This window comes from Streptomyces sp. NPDC005566 (genome assembly GCF_040605575.1).
Lineage (GTDB): Bacteria > Actinomycetota > Actinomycetes > Streptomycetales > Streptomycetaceae > Streptomyces.
This window is the reverse complement of record NZ_JBEXDB010000031.1, coordinates 24,313-44,997: the sequence shown is the minus strand read 5'-3', so window position 1 is coordinate 44,997 and position 20,685 is coordinate 24,313. Positions and strand designations below refer to the sequence as shown.

Annotated in this window: 16 protein-coding genes and 1 pseudogene; 5 read left to right on the top strand and 12 right to left on the bottom strand. The window is 71.1% G+C overall.

All coding sequences use genetic code 11. The features are described 5' to 3' along the window. Positions 1-60: 60 nt before the first annotated feature. Positions 61-855 carry an AfsR/SARP family transcriptional regulator gene (locus ABZS61_RS33020; protein WP_356429619.1) on the bottom strand — a complete coding sequence of 265 codons (795 nt, stop codon included), beginning with the start codon at positions 853-855 and terminating at the stop codon, positions 61-63. A 262-nt stretch (positions 856-1,117) separates the two neighbouring features. On the opposite strand from ABZS61_RS33020, the gene ABZS61_RS33015 reads away from it, so the two are divergent. From ABZS61_RS33015 to ABZS61_RS33000, 4 genes are all read left to right on the top strand, one after another. Next, entirely contained in the window at positions 1,118-1,483 is a 366-nt protein-coding gene (locus ABZS61_RS33015; RefSeq protein ID WP_356429616.1) for a hypothetical protein, read from the top strand. Further along, positions 1,480-3,753, top strand: coding sequence for a TOMM precursor leader peptide-binding protein (locus ABZS61_RS33010; RefSeq protein ID WP_356429613.1), 2,274 nt, complete (start codon positions 1,480-1,482; stop codon positions 3,751-3,753). Before ABZS61_RS33015 ends, ABZS61_RS33010 begins: the two co-directional genes overlap by 4 nt. Before the next feature lie 90 nt (positions 3,754-3,843). Beyond that, positions 3,844-5,055 carry a histidine kinase gene (locus ABZS61_RS33005; RefSeq protein WP_356429610.1) on the top strand — a complete coding sequence of 404 codons (1,212 nt, stop codon included), beginning with the start codon at positions 3,844-3,846 and terminating at the stop codon, positions 5,053-5,055. A gap of 27 nt (positions 5,056-5,082) precedes the next feature. Then, positions 5,083-5,697, top strand: coding sequence for a response regulator transcription factor (locus ABZS61_RS33000; protein ID WP_329207379.1), 615 nt, complete (start codon positions 5,083-5,085; stop codon positions 5,695-5,697). 243 nt (positions 5,698-5,940) lie between these two features. Here ABZS61_RS33000 and ABZS61_RS32995 read toward each other — a convergent pair. The 11 genes and pseudogenes from ABZS61_RS32995 to ABZS61_RS32945 form a co-directional block, all read right to left on the bottom strand. After that, positions 5,941-6,186, bottom strand: a pseudogene (locus ABZS61_RS32995) (4'-phosphopantetheinyl transferase superfamily protein); the annotation flags it as partial. A 370-nt stretch (positions 6,187-6,556) separates the two neighbouring features. Next, positions 6,557-7,807, bottom strand: a complete 1,251-nt coding sequence (locus ABZS61_RS32990; RefSeq protein WP_356429606.1) for an acyltransferase domain-containing protein — start codon at positions 7,805-7,807, stop codon at positions 6,557-6,559. A 77-nt stretch (positions 7,808-7,884) separates the two neighbouring features. Continuing rightward, a complete protein-coding gene (locus ABZS61_RS32985) occupies positions 7,885-9,618 on the bottom strand; it encodes an acyl-CoA dehydrogenase (protein WP_356429603.1) in 1,734 nt (577 codons plus the stop codon). Beyond that, a complete protein-coding gene (locus ABZS61_RS32980; protein ID WP_356429601.1) occupies positions 9,615-11,360 on the bottom strand; it encodes a fatty acyl-AMP ligase in 1,746 nt (581 codons plus the stop codon). The genes ABZS61_RS32985 and ABZS61_RS32980 overlap by 4 nt, the downstream gene beginning before the upstream one ends. A gap of 127 nt (positions 11,361-11,487) precedes the next feature. Further along, the gene (locus tag ABZS61_RS32975; protein WP_356429599.1) at positions 11,488-11,679 is read right to left on the bottom strand and encodes an acyl-CoA carboxylase subunit epsilon; all 192 of its coding nucleotides are present in this window, start codon (positions 11,677-11,679) and stop codon (positions 11,488-11,490) included. 108 nt (positions 11,680-11,787) lie between these two features. Continuing rightward, positions 11,788-12,417 (bottom strand): hypothetical protein, encoded by a 630-nt coding sequence (locus ABZS61_RS32970; RefSeq protein ID WP_356429596.1) that lies wholly within the window; start codon positions 12,415-12,417, stop codon positions 11,788-11,790. Then, complete coding sequence (locus ABZS61_RS32965) at positions 12,404-13,390, bottom strand: aromatase/cyclase (protein WP_356429594.1); 987 nt, start codon at positions 13,388-13,390, stop codon at positions 12,404-12,406. The genes ABZS61_RS32970 and ABZS61_RS32965 overlap by 14 nt, the downstream gene beginning before the upstream one ends. Before the next feature lie 90 nt (positions 13,391-13,480). Continuing rightward, on the bottom strand, positions 13,481-14,515 hold the full coding sequence (locus ABZS61_RS32960) for a ketoacyl-ACP synthase III family protein (RefSeq protein WP_356429635.1): 1,035 nt from the start codon (positions 14,513-14,515) through the stop codon (positions 13,481-13,483). Positions 14,516-14,545: 30 nt separating this feature from the next. Further along, the gene (gene cimA / locus ABZS61_RS32955; RefSeq protein ID WP_356429592.1) at positions 14,546-16,171 is read right to left on the bottom strand and encodes a citramalate synthase; all 1,626 of its coding nucleotides are present in this window, start codon (positions 16,169-16,171) and stop codon (positions 14,546-14,548) included. Between the two features lie 193 nt (positions 16,172-16,364). After that, positions 16,365-18,131, bottom strand: coding sequence for an MFS transporter (locus ABZS61_RS32950; RefSeq protein ID WP_356429589.1), 1,767 nt, complete (start codon positions 18,129-18,131; stop codon positions 16,365-16,367). Positions 18,132-18,229: 98 nt separating this feature from the next. After that, positions 18,230-19,276 carry a CaiB/BaiF CoA-transferase family protein gene (locus ABZS61_RS32945; protein ID WP_356429588.1) on the bottom strand — a complete coding sequence of 349 codons (1,047 nt, stop codon included), beginning with the start codon at positions 19,274-19,276 and terminating at the stop codon, positions 18,230-18,232. 182 nt (positions 19,277-19,458) lie between these two features. On the opposite strand from ABZS61_RS32945, the gene ABZS61_RS32940 reads away from it, so the two are divergent. Then, the gene (locus tag ABZS61_RS32940) at positions 19,459-20,685 is read left to right on the top strand and encodes a cytochrome P450 (protein ID WP_356429585.1); all 1,227 of its coding nucleotides are present in this window, start codon (positions 19,459-19,461) and stop codon (positions 20,683-20,685) included.

The following is a 20,685-nucleotide window of genomic DNA, read 5'->3' as shown; positions in this document are numbered from 1 at the left end:
CCGGCTAGAGACGTACTGGAGAGCTCCTGCCTGACGTACGGGAGTGCTCGCGCCAGGAGGTCAACCGGAGGCCGGGACCGGGAGGTCGAGAGCGGGGTCCGCGGACAGAACAGCCTGGTGGAGGCGTTGCAGCCGGGCCGAGGGCTCCAGTCCGAGCTCGTCGACCAGCGTGACGCGCAGCCGCTGGTAGGCCTCGAGTGCCCGCCAGGCGCCGCCCGAGCGGTGCAGTGCGGTCATCAACTGGGCGCAGAAGTTCTCGTGCATCGGGTGCCTGGCGACCAGGACCCGCAGTTCGGGCACGATCTCCGTGTGCCGGCCGATTATGAGGTCGGCGTCGATGCGCCGCTCCAGGGCGGCCATCCGGTCCTCCTCCATGCGGAGCACCTCGAGTTCGAGCACGGTGCCGATGCGTACGTCGACGAGTGCGGAACCCTGCCACATCTTGAGGGCACGGCCCAGCAGGTCGGAGGCGGCGTAGTGGTCGCCCGCCTCGTGCGCCGCCCGCCCGGATGCGGTGAGCTGGCTGAACTCGTGGGCGTCCACCTGGCCCGGCTGCACCTGGAGCAGGTAGCCGCCGTGCTGGGTGATCAGGACGTCCTTGGCCTGGCGGGACGGGTCCCCGTCGAGCGCTGCCGCGATCTTGCGGCGGAGCTGGAGGATGTAGGTCTGCAGGGTGGTGGCCGCGCTGCGCGGGATGTCCTCGCCCCAGATCTCCTCCATCAGCGTCGCCACGGTCACGACGTGGTCGGACTGCAGGGCCAGCAGGGACAGGATCTGGCGCGGCTTGGCCGCGGTGGGCACGACGGACACCCCGTTCTCACGGGCTGTCAGCGGTCCCAGGACTTTGATCTCCATGATTGCGCCCTCCCTTTCGTGCGCTGTGCGGCCGGCCCGGTGGTGGGCCGTCATGAGCTTGTGGAGTCTGGGCCGAGCCTGACACCTGCGACGTTCGAGTCCCAGTGAGGTGGTCACGAGGGCGCACATGAAAATGTCATGCCCCGGTGGTGAGCCTCGCACTGTGCTGTGCGGCGCGGCGGGACGCAGAATCCTGGCACTCGGGAAACGAGTGAACGACGGAAACGCGGTCTCGTATCACGGACCCTGGAGGGGGAACTCCATGAACATCACCATGCACGTCTCCGCGCACAACGCCCCGGCCGGCACGGCCACCCAGCCGCTCTCGTCCGATCACCGCCTCGCCCTGCTGACGGCACGGGCCGGCCTCGAGCCCGAGCTGGCACTGCGCTACACGAGCGACCCGGTCTCCGTACTCGCGGAGTTCGGCCTCCCGGCGATGGAGCCGGTCTACGGGGACATGGTCGGGGACCTGGTCGGCGACGCGTTCAAGAACAGCACGCCCGGCGCCTCGGGGCGGGACCTGGTGATCGACCACCTCGACCGGCCGGGCACCGCCACGCTCTACGGGTGCTACAGCGGTATGGCGCCCCTGCCCGGGGAAGAGGCCGGGGCGGCGCTTGCATGACCATGACCGGGGGGACGGGCACCGAACTGCCCGTGGGGTTCAAGAGGCATCTGCGGGTGGAGGCGATCGAGGGGGATGCCGTCTACCTGCTGTCGGAGCAGGGGACAACAGCCTTGCAGGGGCGTGAGGTTCAGGAGCTCGCGGCCCTGCTGGACGGCACCAGGACCTTGGCCGGGGTGCTGCGGGACGCGGCGCCGACGCTGTCGCCCGCCACCGCGGCCCGCATGATCGCGGAGCTCGCACGGGCCGATCTGATCGGCTATCACGACCCGGCCACGGACGCCTGCACGGAGGCGTACTGGGAGTTCGCAGGCATCGACGGCCCCAGCGCCTCCGCATCGTTCCGTACGACAGCGGTGGAGCTGGTGGCCCTCGGACGGGCCGACCCCGGGGCGGCCAGGGCCGAGTGCCTGGCCGCCGGGCTGCGGGTGACCGGACCGGACGAGGGGGCGCCGGCAGCACTCTCGCTCGTCCTGTGCGACGACTACCTGGATCCCCGGCTGGCCGAGGTCGACGCCCGGCACCGGGAGTCGGGCCGGGCCTGGCTGCTGGCCAAGCCGAGCGGCGCGGAGACCTGGGTGGGCCCGGTGTTCGGGTCGGAGCAGGGTGCCTGCTGGGAGTGTCTGGCGCACCGTCTGCGCGGCCACCGGGCCTCCCGGGCACCGGTTCTGCACGCCCTCGGGCTCGCGGGTACGGTCCAGGTCCCGGAGGCGTCGTTCGCCACCGTGCGGGCGCTCGGGCTGCACACGGCGGTGCTGGAGGCCACGAAGTGGGTGGCCGGCATGAGGTACGAGGGCCAGCAGGCGGTGTGCACGCTGGACACCCGCACCCTGCACACCAGCCGGCATCCGGTGGCCCGCCGCCCGCAGTGCTCGACGTGCGGGGATCCGGAGCTCGTCCCCGAGCGGGTGCGAAGACCCTTCGTGCCGGTGTCCAGTCCGAAGGTGCACACGGTGGGGGGCAACCACCGGGCGCAGAGCGCGGAAACGGTGCTCGCCCGCTACCGGCACCTGGCCGATCCGGTCACCGGCATCGTCTCCGGACTCCGCCCGGCTCCCGGCTCGCCGGAGGGCCTGAACCGGTACGTCGCCGGGCGCAACATGGCTCTGGGCGACAGCCGTTCACTGGCGGGGCTGCGCGGCGGGCTGCGGGGGCAGAGCGGCGGCAAGGGAACGACGCCTCAGGAGGCCGAGGTGGGCGCCCTGTGCGAGGCGCTGGAACGTTACTGCGGCACCCGGCAGGGTGATGAGCCCACCGTGCGGGACACCCTGACCGGGCTCGGGGACGCGGCCCTGCATCCCAACTCCTGCCAGCTGTTCGCCGGCCGGCAGTTCCGGGAGCGGGACCGGTGGAACGCCCGGCACTCCCGCTTCCAGCAGGTCCCGCCACCGTTCGACTCGCAGGCACCTGTCGACTGGACCCCGGTCTGGTCCCTCACCTCCGGCACCCAGCGGCTGCTGCCCACCTCCATGCTCTACTTCGGCCCCGGACCGGATGGCGTACCGGCCGCTCCGTGGGCCGACTCCAACGGCAACGCGGCGGGCAGCAGTCCGGAGGACGCCGTCGTCCAGGGCTTCCTGGAGGTGGTGGAGCGGGACGCGGTCGCCCTGTGGTGGTACAACCGCACCCGGCAGCCCGCAGTGGACCTCGACGCGTTCGACGAGCCGTGGCTGGCCAGGACCCGGCAGGCATATGCGCGGCTGCACCGGGACATCTGGGTTATCGATCTCACCGCGGATTTCGGCATCCCCGTGATGGCCGCGCTGTCCCGGCGCACCGATCGGACGGCCGAGGGAATTTCCTTCGGCTTCGGGGCTCATTTCGATCCCCGGCTGGCACTGCGCAGAGCGGTGACGGAGATGGCCCAACTACTGCCTCCGGAGGAGAACTCCGCCGAACTCCTTTCCGCGGACCGGGATCTCTCCTCCTGGTGGCGGGGTGCGACGGTGGAAAATCAGCCATACCTCAGCGCAGATCCAGCCGAAACCCCACGCACTCCCGAGTGCTACTCCTTCACCCCGCGAGGGGATCTGCGCGAGGACATCGAGTTGGCCGAAACACTCGTACGGAGTCACGGAATGGAGATGCTCATTCTCGACCAAACCCGGCCCGACGTGGGACTTCCCGTAGTGAAGGTGATCATTCCGGGGATGCGTCACTTCTGGGCCCGATTCGCCCCGGGCCGCCTCTTCGACATACCTGTGAAACTCGGACTACTTGAACGCCCGGTCCCATACGAACAAATCAACCCCGTACCGCTGTTCGTCTGAATCCGGCTGCCGACCGGATCCGCTAGCTCACGGACAACCGGAAGACATAGCATGCGTCCGCCACTGTTGGTCCTTGGCGAGGAGGCGGCGATGCCGACGAGGAACGTCGTTCCGTTCTCACCCCGGTCGCAGGCACCGGCCCCACGGCTGGCCCGCGCGATTATCGTGGTGGCTCTTGTTTGTTACGGCACCATGACGGTGCTCAATGTGGTGCGGACCCGACCCGAAACAACACAACTCGTCATCTGTATCGGACTGGTTCTTGCGGTGTTCGGCGTGCAGTTGGCCGTCTCCTCCCCGCAGGCCCGGCGTTGGCCCACCGGCTGGAAAGCGCTTGTTCTCGGCGTGCAGGCTGTGCTCACCTTCGCGCCGCTCGTCTGGTTCGGCACCAACTGGGGCAGCATGGAGGGGCCGCTCGCCGCCTCGATACTGCTCACGCTCCCGGCGCGCTGGGCCTGGCCCGTCTACGGGCTGCTGATCGCCTTCATCCCGGTGTACAACCTGATGGCCGGGGCGACCATCGACCTGGTGCTGTACTTCACGATCGCCGGCATTCTCACCGGTCTCGTCATCTACGGCCTGACCCGTCTCACCGACCTCGTGCACGAGGTGCACGCCACCCGGGAGGAACTGGCCAGGATGGCCGTGACGCAGGAAAGGCTGAGGTTCGCCCGGGATCTGCACGACCTGCTCGGCTACAGCCTCTCCGCCATCACGCTCAAGGGGGAACTGATCCAGCGGCTGATCAGCAGCCGCCCGGACAAGGCACGTGAGGAGACCGCCTCGGTGCTGCGCGTGGCACGGCAGGCCCTGGCCGACGTAAGGCTGGTGTCCAGTGGGTACCGCGACATGTCGCTGTCCGAGGAGGCGGAATCGGCGGGGACCGTGCTCGCCGCCGCGGACATCAGGGCGGATGTCACGGTGGAGTGCGGACGGCTTCATCCGGTCGTCGATACCGTGCTCGCCACGGCCCTGCGCGAAGGAGTCACCAACATTCTGCGGCACAGCGGGGTGCGGGTCTGCACCATCAAGGCGGAGCTGGACGAAGAAACGGTCCGTCTCGGCCTGACCAACGACCACCCGCACGAACAGGCCGACGTCTTCTCCGCGCGGGCCGGCGGCGGAAGCGGGCTGGACAATCTGAGGTGCCGGTTCGCCGCCATCGGCGGCGGGCTGACCGCGGGACTTCAGGGCGACGGACGGTTCCATCTCGAGGTCTGGGCACCGATCAGGCCCCAGAACCACGAGAACGAACTGCTGGTGCTCGAACCCGCGGCCCCTGAGAGATCCGCCGTAGCCTGACTTCACATCATCTGACCGGGGGTAACGATGCTGTCCGTGAGAATCCTCCTCGCCGAGGATGTTCACATGATCCGTGGCGCGCTGGTGGCGCTGCTCCAGCTGGAGCCGGACCTTCATGTGGTCGCCGCGGTGGACCGCGGCGACACGATCGTCGCGACGGCGCTCGCGTCCAAACCGGACGTGGCGGTGATCGACATCGATCTCCCCGGCATCGACGGTCTGACGGCGGCGGCCGAGCTCCATGAACAGCTGCCCAGCTGCCGCACCCTGATCCTCACGAGCCTCGGACGTCCCGGCACCCTGCGGCGCGCCCTGTCCGCCCATGTCTCGGGCTTCCTGCTCAAGGACTCGCCGCCGGACCAGCTCGCGCTCGCCGTACGGTCGGTGGCGACCGGACGCCGGGTCGTGGACCCCCAGCTCGCGCTGACCGCCTGGGACTCCCCGGAGAACCCGCTGTCCCCGAGGGAGCTCGAGGTCCTACGGCTCGCCACCCGCGGCGCCGACGCCGCCGAGATCGCCGGCTGTCTGTACCTGTCCAAGGGCACGGTCCGCAACTACCTCACGGCCATCGTCGGCAAGCTCGGCGCGCGCAACCGCATCGACGCCATCCGGATCGCCGAGGAAGCCGGCTGGCTCCCCTGACCGCGCCCGCGCAGGACCGCGGACCGCACCGGGTGCGCCCAGCAGCGTGTCGAGCATGCCGTCATCCAGGGTGGTGCCGACCGACAGGTCAGCCAGCTCACCGAACCCGGTGTCACAGACCGCCACGCTCACGACATAGCCCGCCCCTGCCCGGAACGTACCGAACTGCCACTCCGAGCCGGGAACGGGCGAGCCGTCCGGCCTGACCAGCCGGGTACCGTCGCCGCCCCCGCCCCGGTCACCGTCCAGAGCGAAGCCGAACTCGGTGAAGCGGAAACGCAGTCCCTGGCCCAGTGCCTTGCTGTACGCCTCCTTGAGCGTCCACAGCCGCACCATGGTGTCGTTGCGCGCCCCGTCCCCGCCGGCGTCCAGCCGCTCCTTCTCGTACGGAGTGCACGCCTGGCGCTCGGAACCGGTGTGCGCGAGCCGCCGGTCGGCGCGCTCCACGTCGACGCCGATGCGCCCCCTGCGGGTGATGCCGACGACCATCATCTCCTCGGTGTGGCTGAGGCTGACGTCGATCTGGTCGCAGCCGCGCACGTACGGACGCCCGCCCGGCTGGTACGCCAGGTCCACCAGGTCGGGGCCGGTGCGCAGGACCGCCGCCGCGGCATGCCGCAGGAACAGCCGGGAGGCGACGAACCTCTCGCGCATCCGGGGCTGGGAGAGGCTCTCGTAGCGGCGCCAGTCCCGTCCCAGCTGCCGGCGCAGCTCGGCCTCGGTGTCTCCCCGCGGAAGCCAGGCGGGCATCGTCGCGTACATCACGACGCTGCCCGTACGGGACAGTTCCCCGTGGATGTCGCCCCAGGGGCCGCCGGGGCCTTCGGCGAGCAACGGGCGTCCCACCCGTTCCCTCACCTCAGGCTCCGGAGAGGGCTGCGGCCAGCGGCCCGGCGTCGAGGGCGGAGATCACCCCTGCCAGGTCCACGGCGTCACTCGCCGGCCCCTGGCACACGGGCAGGCAGACGGGACCGCGCGGCCCGCCGCCCATCCGGCGCAGGAACGGCGTGAGCACGGCCTGGGGTCCGATCTCGACGACATGCGTGGGTGCCTGCTGGGCCAGCAGGCTGCGAGCGGCGTCGGCGAACCGGACGGGTGCGGTGATCTGTTCGGTCCAGTACGGGGCGTAGAGCGGCTCGGTGGCCAGCCGGCCGTACACCGTCGAGTAGAACGGCACCCGGGCGGCTCCGCCGGGCATCCGTCGCACGATCGCCTCGAACTTGGGGACGACGGGGGCCATCAGCGGGGAGTGGAAGGCGTGCGACACGGCCAGGTGGCGGCAGCGGATGCCGCGCTCCCCGAGCCGGACCTCGATGCGCTCCAGGGCGGCACGGTCTCCGGACAGGACGATCGCCTTCGCCGCGTTGATGGCGCTGATGCCCACGGCGGGTTCGGCGGCGACGAGCTCGGCGGCCTCGTACGGTGTGATGCCGATGGCCATCATGCCGCCGCCCGGCGGCAGGTACTGCATGAAGGCACCGCGCATCGACACGAGCTTCGCGGCGTCGGCCAGGGTGAGCGCCCCGGCGACGGTGGCGGCCGCGAACTCCCCGATGCCGTGGCCGAGTACGGCGACCGGGCGCACCCCGGCCTCCTCCAGGGTCCTGGCCAGGGCGTACTCGACGGCGAACAGGGCGGGCTGGGTCAGCGCGGTGCGGTGGACGGCCGGGTCGTCGGCGAGGATCAGCTTCACGACGGACTGCTTGGTCCACGGCGTGATCGCGGCGTCGGCCTCGTCGAGGAAGGCGCGGTAGCCGGTGGAGTTCAGGTAGAGCCCGGAGGTCATCCCCGGGTGCTGGGATCCCTGTCCGGTGAAGACGAACGCGGCGCGGATCTGGCTGCCGCCCTGGTTCACGTCCCGCATCGCGAGGAAGTCGGCGAGCTGGCGGACGGTGGGGTAGGCCCAGATGTCGTCGGGCTCGATGAGCGAGCCGAACTCCTCCTCGATGTCGCCGTAGAGGCTGAGCGCGGCCACCGAGTCGAGGCCCTCCTCGGCCAGCGGAACATTGTCCTGGACCGGGCGGCCGATGTAGTGCGCGACCCGTTCGCTCAGCCACTCGCGGTGGGCCACGGCGAAGTCGTCCTGCGCACGGGGCGGTTGGTCCTGCATGTGTCTGCTCCCTGTCGGGCTCTGGGGCGGGGGGCGCCCGGGGCGGTCGGGGGTACGGGGGTGGCTGCCGGGGGTGTTCAGGCGAGCGGTGAGCTGTAGAGGTCGTAGCTGCGTCGGTTGTGCAGCCGGGCCATGACCTCGTCGAGCGTCAGGCGCTCGCAGTCGGCCGGCCGGTCGGGCAGCGGCAGCCCGAGCCGTCTGACCAGCCGGTACAGCACCGCGGTGGCCCAGGCGGGGGAGGCCAGGAAGGAGTCGACACGATCGGCGGGCGCATGCCGTTGTTCGCGCCACACCCCGAGCGCGGCCGCCCCGGCGAGCACCAGGGTGTAGCGGTCCGCGAGGCCGAAGCTGTAGGGGCTGGAGAGCGCGTCCCGGTCGCCCTGCTGCACTTTCTCGAACGCCTTCTTGAGCTCGACGAGCTCCCCCGTGAGTGCCCTGGCCAGGAAGCGCAGCGTGGGGCCGCCCTCCTCCTCCTCGCCCTGCCCTCCTGCCGCTTCGAGCAGGTCCGTGCAGGCGACCAGGGTCGCGGCGAGCGGGTCGCCGTCGCCGAGCAGGACCGGCTGGGACAGGTCCAGCGGGGGCAGCGGCTCGTGCGGGCGGAACAGGCCGGGGGGCGGTTCCGGATCCGCGAACCAGGCGTGCCGTGCGAAGTACGGGAGCTGGGGCAGGATGCTGACCTGCCGGCCGGCGCTGCCGGCGTGGCCGAGCGAGGTGACCGGCAGATCGCGGCGCTGCTTCTGGAACATCCCGTACGCACCGTCCTGGGCGAACGTTTCCTCACCCAGCACCGACGACATCTCGTCCATGCTCTCGGCCACGAGCTTGGGCGCCAGATAGGCGGCGGCCGCCGCGTAGGCACTCATCTGCCGGGGCAGCAGGTGCAGCGCCCTGGTCGCGACCAGGGCGAGGCAGTCGATGACCAGCAGGTCGAGGAATCCGCCGGTGAGCACATCGCGCACATGCTGCACGTCCAGGGACGAACGGCCGTCCGCCCGGGTCCGGTTGGCGAACCGGGCGACGGTGCGCAACGCGGTGTCGGCGCCCGCCAGCACGATGGACGGGATCAGCCCCCGGATGAGCAGCGAGGAGCGCAGCGACAGTTCGTAGCCGTCGCCGACCGCGCCGAGCACGGCGCTCCCGGGCACGGGGCAGTCGGTGATCCGCAGTCCGCCGAACTCCGTGCTGCGCATGCCCGTGGTGGTGCGGCGGGCCAGGTCCTCGACCCGGTCGGCGGGCAGCTCGTCGCGGTCGAGCAGCAGCACCGTGTGGCTGCGCCCGCGGGCGGCGCCCTCCGTGCGGGCGAAGATGACGAGGCCGGTGGCGCGTGAGGCGTTGGCGATGGCGGACTTGCTGCCGTCGAGGACCAGACCGCCGGGGACGGTGCGCGCGGTGAACTCGTCACGTACGAAGTCGTTGCCGTGTGCGACCTCGTGCCGGGCCACGGCGACGCGCCGGCCGCCGAGGAGAAGCCGGGCGGCGTGGCTGCGCTGTCCGAGGTCGCCCGCGGTCCACACCGGGGTGGTGGCGAAGAAGCAGTTGAGCCCGTAGCCGAAGCCGAGGGACGCGTCCCGGCGGAAGACCGGGCGGAGGATCCGCCCGAGCATGTCCATCCGCTCAAGGCGGCCGCCCACGTCGGCGGGCACGAACTCGGCGTTGAGGTCGAACGCGTCCAGCACCTGTTCGGCCTCGGGCAGCACCTCGCCCGCCGCGTCGGCGGCGAGCAGGGCGGCCGTGCCGAGCGGGTTCGCGGGATCGTCGAGGGGGCCGAACGCCCGCTCCAGGGTGTCGATCCGCTCCTCTGCCGTGGTCATCGCTGCCTCCCCGCTGCCAGCAGCAGCTCGACCTCGGGCTCGATCCGCTGGTGCAGCGGGGTGAGCTCTCCGCGCAGGAACAGCCGGCGCATGGCCGCCCGCTCCACCTTGCCGCTCGTCGTCCGGCGTACCGTACCGGGCCGTACGAGCAGCACTCCGGCGGTACGGACCTCGTACTCCTCGCTGAGACGCTGCTGGACGGCGGCGGCCAGGGCCCCGAGGTCTATGTCGTACCGGCTCCGGGCCCGCAGCTCCTGGACGATGACGATGCGTTCGCGGGCACCGGGCACCGCGAAGGCGGTGGCTGCCCCGAAGAGGCCACTGACCTGCTGCACCGTGCGTTCCAGGTCCTGCGGATAGAGATTGCGCCCGGCGACGACGATCATGTCCTTGAGCCGGCCGGTGACGTGCAGCAGACCGTCGTGCAGGGCGCCGAGGTCGCCGGTGCGGAGATAGCCGCCGCCACCGCCGTCGATGCGGCAGTCGAAGGCCGCGGCGGTCTCCGCGGGCCGGGCCCAGTAGCCGGGTCCCACACTCTCGCCGCGGACCCAGATCTCCCCGATCCGGCCGTCCGGCAGCTCGCGGCAGGTCTCCGGGTCGACGATGCGCAGCTCGGCGGACGCGGCGGGGCCGCAGTGCGCGAGGGTGCGGCCGGGCCCGGTGGGAGCGGTGAGCCGGCCGGCCTCCAGCGCGGCCGCGTCGACAGTGCGGGCGGCGGCGGCCGGGGCGGTGCGGGTGCCGGAGACGAGGAGGGTCGCCTCGGCCAGGCCGTAGCAGGGCGCCAGTGCACCCGGGCGCAGTCCGGCCGGGGCGAAGCGCTCGGCGAACTCCGTCAGGGTGGCGGGGTCGATGGGCTCGCCACCGTTGACGGCGACCTCCCAGCGGGACAGGTCGAGGCCCGCCAGCTGCGAGTCGTTGATCCTGCGCACGCACAGCTCGTACGCGAAGTCCGGGGCTCCGCTGACCGTCAGCCCGTACCGCGAGACGGCCTCCAGCCAGTTCGCGGGCCGCTTGACGAACGCGGCCGGCGACATGAGCACAGCGGTGCCGCCGAGCCACAGGGCGTGCAGGAGCTGGCCGACGAGTCCCATGTCGTGGTGGAGCGGCAGCCAGCCGCCCATCCGGATGCCGGGGCGGGTGCCGAGCGCCTCCTGGATGGCCCGCTGGTTGGCGAGCAGACTGCGGTGCGTGACGATCACGCCGCGCGGGTCGCGGGTGGATCCGGAGGTGTACTGGAGGTAGGCGACCGTGTCCGGTCCGGGCACGAAGGGCTGCCAGGGCTCGGGGGCGTGGGTGGCGGCGGGGCCGTCGGCCAGGAGGCAGACGACGTCGCCGTGTCCGGTGCGGGCGAGCAGCTGGGAGACCTCCGCGGCCTCGTCGGTGGAGGTGAGTACGCAGACGGCGGCCGACTCCTTGACGATCCCGGCGATGCGGTCGTCGTGGTGGCCGCGGCCGCCGGGCGGGGCGACGGGTACGGCGACGGCTCCCGCGTACAGGCAGGCCAGGAAGCCGGTGACGAACAGGGCGCGTGAGCGGTGCGCGATCAGTACCCGCTCCCCCGGTTCCACATGACGGCGCAGTGCGGTCGCCAGGGTGCGGGCCGAGCGGTCGAGTTCCGCGTACGCGATCGTCTGCGGCCACAGGCTGCCGTCGCGCTCGGTGAGGAGGATCAGCGCCTCCCGGTCCGGCGTCTCGGCGGCCTGGGCTTGGATGTGTTCCGTAAAGGTCCGGTGACCTCTCACGCCTCCCCCTCCCATGTCGTGGTGCCGCCCCCGGGGACGGGCCACGGCTGGCTCTGCTGTGGGCAAGGTAGGGGTGGTCCCTTGAGGGGTCCTCGACCTCGCCCGTGGATGTACGGCGAATTCCGCATCACGGCGCGGTCCAGGTGACCGGGGGCCGGTAGCCGCCACGCTTGACGGTCCATCCGGCGTAGGCCGCCCTGGTCTCCTCGTCCGGTTCGCCCGAGCGGCGGACCAGGGCGAGCAGTACGGCGGTCACGGCCGCCAGTTCGGCCTCGTCGGGCCGGCCACGGAGCACGGTGATGCGCATCGGATTCGCCATGACGACAGCCTGCTCCCACCTGCTCGAAGCGGGCTCGCGCCCGGGACGCGCCGGAGCCGAGGACCTGGTGGCCCTCGGCTCCGGCGCGGGTGGAGGCGGTACGGGGTGTCAGCCCAGGACGCGTTCGTACGCGACGTGGCGGGTGCGTTCCACGACGACGTCCGCGCTCTCCCGCATCTGCTGGGTCAGGGCGGCGTATCCGCCGTCGGCCAGGGCACGTTCGCAGTCGTCGGTGTCGCGCCACCACTGGATGCCCGTGTACACGTCGGGGCGGAGGGTGGAGCGCAGCAGATCGCTGCCGCCGAAACCGCCGAGCCGGCCGAAGTGCTCGCCCGACTCGGCGAAGCACCGCTCGAAGAGCGCCGGGTCCCGGAAGATCCGGGCCCGGGTCAGGACGACGTTCTCCGCCCCGACCACGGCGTCCTCCTTCAGTACCCGCGCCACGCTGACGGCCTGGTCCACCTCGGTGTCGACCATCGGGCCGAGCTGTCTGACGTGGGCCTGGAAGGTGTCGTCGTGGACGGTGTTCAGGAAGCCCCGCATGGTCCGCCAGTGTCCGAGGTTGACGAACACCTCGGGGCGCTCGACGAGCTGGACGGTCACCAGGAAGTCGAAGTCCTGGCGTCTGCGCAGGTACTGGGAGTGATCCCTGAACTCGCGCTCGAACCGCTCGGTGTCGCCCTTCACCTCGAACCGGTTGACCACGGTGACGGGTGTGTCCTGACTACGACTGTGCACGCGCTTCCTCCGCGAACTGCTTGGCGTGACGCAAGGTGGTGGAGCTGTTCGTACCGAGTGCCTTGCGCACCAGTGCGCGTGCCTCGGCAAGGGTGGCCTGCGGGCCGAGCGCGGTGCGTACGCCCGCGGGGTCCAGGGTCACGGTGTGCCACGAGGTGGCCCTGACCGTACCGTCCCCCAGGGACTCGATCACCCAGCGGCCCGTGTGCCCGGCCATCGCGACCGGTACCCGGAGCTGCTTGTAGACGATGACGTCGCGGTCCTCGAAGCAGACCCGGACCGAGGTGGTGTTGTGCGTGGAGCCGTCCGGGCTGCGGGTGTCCATGTCCATGTGCTGGATGCCCGCCTCGTCCTCGGTGAGGTCGAGGCGTGCCACGTGCGGGAGCCGTTCGGGCCACAGGTCGGCGCGGTCCAGGAAGGCGAACACGTCGCCGGCCGCCCCGAACACGGTCTCGGAGTCGCTGAAGGTGAAGTGGAGTTCCTCGCGCGCGTCGCCCTGCTCGGCGGTGTTCTTCAGGGCGAGGAGCTCGGCGCGGCTGTTGCCGTCGACGGCACTCTCGATGAGCTCCTCCGCGGCCGGGTCGCCGTCGACGGCCCGGTAGTCGTGCAGCAGCGTGACGCGGGTGGTGCCGTCCTCGAGCTCCTGGACGCGCCACTCGCCGCCCATCGAGGCGACGGGTGCGGCCGTGACGACCTGGCGGAAGGTGATGGTGCGGGCTGCCGGGTCCAGGACCCGGCGCGAGGTCCAGGTGCGGACCTTGTCACCGGCGACGGCCCAGATGCGCAGGAGCTGCTCGCCGCCGCCGGCGGGAGCCTCCTCCAGCACTTCGACGTGCACGGTGGGGCCGAACACCTGCGGCCACTCGGCGACATCGGCCACCAGTGCGTAGACGGCTTCAGGTGCTGCCGCCACGGTGATGGAGTGCTCCGTGACATGGAGTGCTTCGGTTTCGGACGTAGCGGTCGGCGCCACGGCAGACCTTCCCTTCGACAGTCCGCAGCAAGGCGGATCACAAGGCTGACATGAAGTGCTCAAGCGAAACTGGAGAACCGGTGGACCCGCCTACGCGGCGGCCCAGTCGGGGCGTTCGAGGATGTCCAGGACGGCGCAGCCCCAGCTGTATCCGGCGCCGACGCTGACCAGGACGCACCGGTCGCCGGGAGCCGCCCGGCCGGAGACCATCAGATGGTCCAGGCCGGCGAACTGGTCACCGGCGCCGAGGTGTCCGACCGTGCGGCTGAAGTCCCAGGTGGTGCGGGCGGGATCGATGCCGAACGGCTTGTAGTAGATGGAGGTCAGGCGGCGCTTCCCGAAGTGCGGCAGTACCACCCAGTCGGCTTCGGAGAGTTCGCTGCCCGCGTCGGCGAGCGCCTGCTTGATGACCGTCTGCTGGCCGTTGTGCGCCCGGGTGATGGCGTACGAGATCCCCGCGCGGCCGACGAAGGACCGTTTGGCGGCCTCGAAGTCCACGGGCATGCGGTGGCCGAACGGTGCTGTGGTGAAGGGGTCGTCACCGCGGTGCAGCGGCTCCAGCTCGGGGTCCGCGTACATCGCGAGCGAGACCAGCCGGGCGAAGCCGCCGCGCCGGGAGAGCACGAGTGAGGTGGCACCGTCGGCGTAGGGGGTGCCGGGGTCGGTGTTCCAGCGGTCGATACCGGGGGCGCAGAACCGGTCGGCGGTGGTGAGCAGCGCGTCGCTGTGCCCGTGGCCCGCGGTGAGGTAGGCGGTGGCCAGATCGAGTGCGGCGAGCCCGCCGTTGGACATCTGCCGGATCTCGATGGCCTGGCAGGTGTTGCCGAGTGCCTCGCGCTGGATGTAGGAGGCGACGGGCCACAGGTCCTGGCCCTGGTGGTAGGTGTCCGCGTGCAGCAGCAGATCGACGTCGCCGCCGTGGGTGCCGGCCCGTTCCAGGGCGGTCCGGGCGGCGGCCGCGGCCATCTCCGCCGCCGACTCGTGGGGCGAGTACGCCACCGATTCCATACCGGTGGCCGCTGCCACCCGGGGCGGGCACGCCCCGGAGGCGACGGCGTCGGCCATCGGGATGCGGGAGGGAAGCCGTGTGGAGGTCCCCCGTATGTAGACGTCTTCCAGACGCACTGTCACTCCAAGGAAGGTCGGGGCGGCCTCTCAGCCCGTTGCGGCGGCGGCCAGGGGCGCGGTGTCGTGGACCAGGCCGGGCGGTCCGTCGAGCAGGACGTAGTGGACGGCGTCCAGCAGCGCCTGCCAGCTGGCCGCCGTCGTGTTGCCGTCCACGCCGACGGTGCCCCAGCGGCGTTCCCCGTCCCGGTAGGAGATGAGCACCCGGGCGGCGGCACCGCTGCCGGTCTCCCCGCTGAGCACCCGCACCCGGTAGTCCACCAGTTCGAGTCGGGCGAGGGCCGGGAAGCAGGGGTCCAGGGCCGTGTGCAGCGCGGTGTCCAGGGCGTTGACCGGGCCGTTGCCGTGCCCGGTCGCGGTGACGCTGCGGCCCTGGACCAGCAGTCGTACGGTGGCCTCGGTGCGGACCTCGCCGCTCAGCACCCCGAACACCCCGACGGACCAGGACTCCACCTCGAAGGGGCGGGGCCCGGGGCCACCGGCGAGTTCCTCGCGCAGCAGCAGCTCGAACGAGGCGTCGGCGGACTCGAAGCTGTAGCCGCTGTTCTCCAGGTCCTTCACCCGGGTCGCGGCGCGGGCCACCGCGTCGGAGCCCGCTTCCACGTCGTACCCGAGTTCGCGCGCCTTGAGTTCGATCGACGAGCGTCCGCCCATGTCGGAGACGAGGGTGCGCATGGTGTTGCCGACCAGCTCAGGGGTGGTGTGCTGGTAGAGGTCGGGGTCGACCCGCAGCGCGGAGGCGTGCAGTCCGGCCTTGTGGGTGAAGGCCGAGCCGCCGATGTACGGGGCGGCCACGTCGCCGGCCACCTGGGTCAGCTCGGTGACCGCCCGGCCGGTCGCGGCCAGTTCCCGCAGGTTCTCCAGCGGAATGACCTCGCGGCCCCGCTTGAGTACGAGGTTCGCGATGACGGTGAACAGGTCGGCGTTGCCGCACCGTTCGCCGTAGCCGTGCGCGGTGCCCTGTGCCTGGACGGCTCCCGCGTCCACCGCCGCCATGGTGTTGGCGACGGCGCAGCCGGTGTCGTTGTGGCAGTGGATGCCGAGCTGCACGCCGGTCAGGGCGAGTGTCTCGGCGACGACGGACCGCACCTCGTCGGGCAGCGAGCCGCCGTTGGTGTCGCAGAGGACGACCGTCTCGGCGCCCGCCTCAGCCGCGGCGCGGACCACGGCCAGCGCGTACTCGCGGTTGAGCTGGTAGCCGTCGAAGTAGTGCTCGGCGTCGACGAACACCCGTCGGCCGGCGTGCACGAGGTGGCGTACCGTCCCGCTGATCATGGCGAGGTTCTCGGCGAGCGTGGTGCGCAACGCGTTGCGCACATGTCCTGTGTGGCTCTTGGCCACCAGGGTCACGACCGGGGTCTCCGCCTCCAGCAGGGCCCGTACCTGCGGGTCCAGGGAGGCGGGTACGCCGGGCCTGCGGGTGGCGCCGAAGGCGGCGAGCACGGCGTTCTTCAGGTCGAGTTCGGTGCGGGCACGACGGAAGAACTCGGTGTCCTTCGGCACGGCCCCCGGCCAGCCCCCCTCGATGAAGCCCACCCCGAGGTCGTCGAGCCGGCGTGCGACGGCGAGCTTGTCCTCGACCGTCAGCACCATGCCTTCCTGCTGAGTGCCGTCGCGCAGGGTCGTGTCGTAGAGCTGGAAGCTCTGCTCGGCCATCGCCCCTCCCTTGTCCTGTGTGCGCCGGCGATGGCCGGCCGCTGTCCGGATACTTCCCCCACGGTCCGGCGGTGGGCCGGAGAAAGACTGGAGCGGTGATGGACCGTGCACACACGACGGTGCGGCGGGAGCGGACGGCAAGGGCCGTCCGCTCCCGCCGCACCGCGAGCGGGTGTTACGGGGTGATACGGGGTCAGGAAGCCGGGGCGGCCTCGGGGGCCCTGCCGGGCTCCTCCTCGTCCTCGGGGGCTTCCAGCCGCATCTGCCGCGGGATCGCGAGCATCAGGAGGAAGGCGAGGACGACGACTCCGCCGAAGACCCACAGGGTGGTCTGCAGGCTGCTGGCGAAGGAGGTGCCGGTGGCGTCCTTGGCGTAGCCGGCCAGGACCGGAGCCGCCTGCTGGTTCTGGAGTGCGGGGACGGCGCAGCTCTTGGGGACGACGGCCGGGTCCTTCTCCTCGACCCGGTCGACCGCGCACGTCCGGTAGGCCGCGACGGTGGTGTCCGCCTCGCCCGGGGTGAGCTGGGCGGAGGCGACGAGTTCCTTGCGCAGTTCGGCGGACTGGTCGTCGATCGCCGTTCCGGTGCTGCCCACCAGTCCGGCGAAGAAGACGACGCTGACCAGGGCGCCGCCGACGGCGAAGCCGAGCTGGGCGTTGGTGTGGACGATGCCGGAGGCGGAGCCGGCGTCCTTCTGGGGCACCTCGGAGATCACGATCTGCGGCAGCGGCGCGGCGATCAGGCCGAAGCCGAGACCGACCAGGAGCATCGGCACGACGAGCTGCCAGGAGCTGATGCCGCTGCCGTACTCGCCGGCCGCCCACAGGAAGCTCAGCGCGCCGATCACGGTGACGACCGCACCCGCCTGCAGGACCTTGCGGCCGAACTTGGGCACCAGGACGACCATGGCCGCCGAGGAGGTGAGGAAGGCGCCGAGGCAGAACGGGAGGCTGGTGAGGCCCGCCCTCATCGGCGACCAGCCGAGGCCGACCTGCATGTAGACGGTCCAGCCGATGTTGAACATGCCGATGCCGATGTAGAAGGCCAGGTTGACGCCGAGCCCGGAGGAGAAGCTGCGGATACGGAACAGCGCCAGCTCCACGAGCGGTGAGCCGTCCAGAACGGTCTTCCTCTTCTGCCACAGGATGAAGGCGGCGAGCACCGGCACCGATGCGGCCATCGACACGAAGCCCCACAGCGGCCAGCCCAGTTCGCGGCCCTGGAGCAGCGGGAAGATCAGCAGGAGCAGACCGGCGGTGGCCAGGACGACGCCCCGGATGTCGAGCTTCAGGGCGTGCGGTGCCTTGGACTCACGGAGCACGCGCGGGGCGTAGATCAGCCCGAGGATGCCGACCGGGATGTTGATGAGGAAGATCAGACGCCAGCCGAGGCCGAAGAGGTCCCACTCGGCCAGCGGTCCGCCCGCGCCCATGCCGACCGCTGCGGCCAGACCGGCCACACCGCCGTACATGGCGAAGGCGCCGGCCCGCTCCTTGGCGGAGAAGGTGACGTGGATGATGGCGAGGATCTGCGGAACCATGATGCCGGCGAAGGCACCCTGGATCATGCGGGACGCGACCAGCTGCCAGGGCTCCTGGGCGAGTCCGGCCCCCAGCGATGCCACGGTGAAGCCGACGACGCCGAGGAGGAACATCCGCTTGCGGCCGTAGATGTCGCCCAGCCGGCCGCCGAGGATCAGCAGCAGCGCGAAGCTGAGCTGATAGCCCACCAGCACCCACTGGATGACGGAGTAGCCGCCGCCGATGCCTTGCTGGATGGCCGGGGCCGCCACGTTCGCGATGGTGCCGTCCAGCATGTCCATGAAGGCGGCGACGAGCAGCACCAGCAGGGCCATCCAGCGCTTCGGGTCGGGCGCCGCACCGGTTCGCTTGTCCGCAGCCGTCTCGTCCCTTGCCACCTCCGTCTCCGTGGACGGAGCCTGCTCGGAGGAAATAGCCATGGTGTACCTCTCAGATCTTGGGGGGACCGGGATAGTCCTTGGGGGGTTCCGCAGGTGGCTGGACAGCCTTGGACCATCGGACGGCAGGATGCCCGATGTCAGTGGAATTCCACTGGAGTGCGGCTGAACCGCGGGGCCACTGCGGCAGGGCCGCTTCCGCGGGCCAGGTGGTGCGGATGAGAGGCCGCCTCCGCGGCACTCAGCACCGGCGTGACACACGCCTCCGTACCGTCGAACAGCTGCGCCCAGTGGTCCCGGTCCCCGGTGATGAAGCGACTCGCGAACTCCCGGCGCAGAGCGGGCCAGTTGTGCGGCTCGTCCCGGTCGGGCAGGGCCGCGCCCGCCAGTTGGAGGCCGTGCAGCAGCGCGGCGTAGAAGCGTTCCTCCAGGGCGCCGACGGCCACGTAGCCGCCGTCGGCGCACGCGTAGGTGGTGTAGAACGGCGCTCCGCCGTCCAGCAGGTTCGCGCCGCGCTCGTGCCGCCACTGACCGGCCGCCTCCATGCCGACCAGCATGCCGAGCATCGCCCCGGCACCGTCCACGATCGCCGCGTCGACGACCTGCCCCCGGCCGGTCCGCTGCCGCTCGTACACGGCCGCGAGGACCCCTGCGACCAGGAACATCGAGCCGCCCGCGAAGTCCCCCAGGAAGTTCACCGGGACGACGGGCGGCCCGCCGGCTTCGCCGATCGCGTACAACGCACCGCTCAGTGCCAGGTAGTTGATGTCGTGTCCGGGGGTCCTGGCGAGCGGCCCCTCCTGCCCCCAGCCCGTCATCCGGGCGTAGACGAGGGCGGGGTTGCGGTCCAGGCACACCTCGGGGCCGATACCGAGCCGCTCGGCCACCCCCGGCCGGAAGCCCTCGACCAGGATGTCGGAGCTCTCCAGGAGGCTCAGGAGCTCGGCGATGTCGTCGGGGCTCTTCAGATCCAGTGCGATGCGGTGGCGTCCGCGGTCCAGTACCTGATGCCACTGTTCGAAGGAGCGGCGGCCGTCGGCCCGGTCGATCCGGATCACTTCGGCGCCCAGGTCGGCCAGCACCATGCAGGCGAAGGGCGCCGGCCCGATCGCCGCCAGTTCGACCACTCTCAGCCCGCTCAGGGGCCCGGTCGCAGCGGACCGGCCCTCTCTCGCTGCAATGCCCATCCCGGGAGGCTAGGAAGCCTGTCCGGAAACCGGCTCGGGCCGTGCTCGGGCCGCGCTCGTACCGCGGCGCACGGACTCCAGCTGTGCCCGAGCGGGCGCTGGCACCGTACACCGGGAACTTTGTGCCGTCGGAAACCCGACGTTCTTCACGAGGAACGATTCCCCACGAGGAAGGATCCACTGTGACAACCAGTGCTACGGAGCCGGGCACCGCGGAGGCGGAGACCAGCACCTTCCCCTACAAACGGCAGTGCCCCTTCACTCCTCCGAAGGAGTACGCGGAGATCGTCGAGAAGGACGTCTCGCAGGTCACGCTGTCCGGATCCGGCCTCCGCATCTGGACGATCGCCGGCTACGAGACGATCCGGCAGCTGCTGACCGACCCCCGGGTCAGTGCCTCACGCCGGCACGACAACTTCCCCTTCTACTTCATCGCCCCGCCGGAGTACCGCACCGAGACGTCCTTCATCGGCTACGACGGCAAGGCGCACAGCGACACCCGCCGCAAGGCGGCCCTGACGTTCACCAGCCGCCAGGTGCGCCGGCTCCGGCCCCGGATCGAGGAGATCGTCGACGACCACCTCGACAAGCTGCTGGCGATGGAGCCCGGGGTGGACTTCCACCACGCGTTCTCGCTGCCGGTGCCGATGACCGTCATCTGCGAGCTGCTCGGGATTCCGCAGGACCGGCACGAGTTCTTCATCAAGCACGGCACGGCGCTGCTCGGCGGGCACAGTTCCACCGAGGAGCGCCAGGCCGCGATCGTCGAGGTGAACGCGTACGTCAGCGACCTCATCCAGCTGAAGAAGCGCGAGCCGGGCGAGGACCTGCTCAGCCGCGCGATGGCCGACTACGAGGCGTCCGGCGAGGAGTACACCGACCGCGACCTGTTCAACATGGTCCGGCTCCTGATGAACGGCGGCCACGAGACCACGGCCAGCCAGATCTCGCTCGGCACGGCCTGCCTGCTGGAGAACCCCGACCAGCTGCACCTGCTGCTGAACGACCCCTCGCTGGTCAAGCCGGCCGTCGAGGAGCTGGTGCGGTTCGCGACCATCGGCGACACCGCGGTGCCGCGGGTCGCCCTGGAGGACATCGAGATCGGCGGCGCGACCATCCGCAAGGGCGACGGCATCCTCTGCCTCGGCCTCGCCGCGAACCGGGACCCCGAGGTGTTCCCCGAGCCGGAGAAGCTCGACATCACGCGCGGCAGCCGCAAGCACCTGGGATTCGGGCACGGCGTGCACCACTGCATCGGCGCGGACCTCGCCCGGCTGGAGCTGGAGATCGTGTGGAGCAAGCTGTTCCAGCGCATTCCGACGCTGCAGCTCGCCAAGCCCTTCCTGGAGATACCCCGTAAGGAGGGCGCAGTGATCTACGGGCTGTGGGAGCTGCCGGTCACGTGGTGA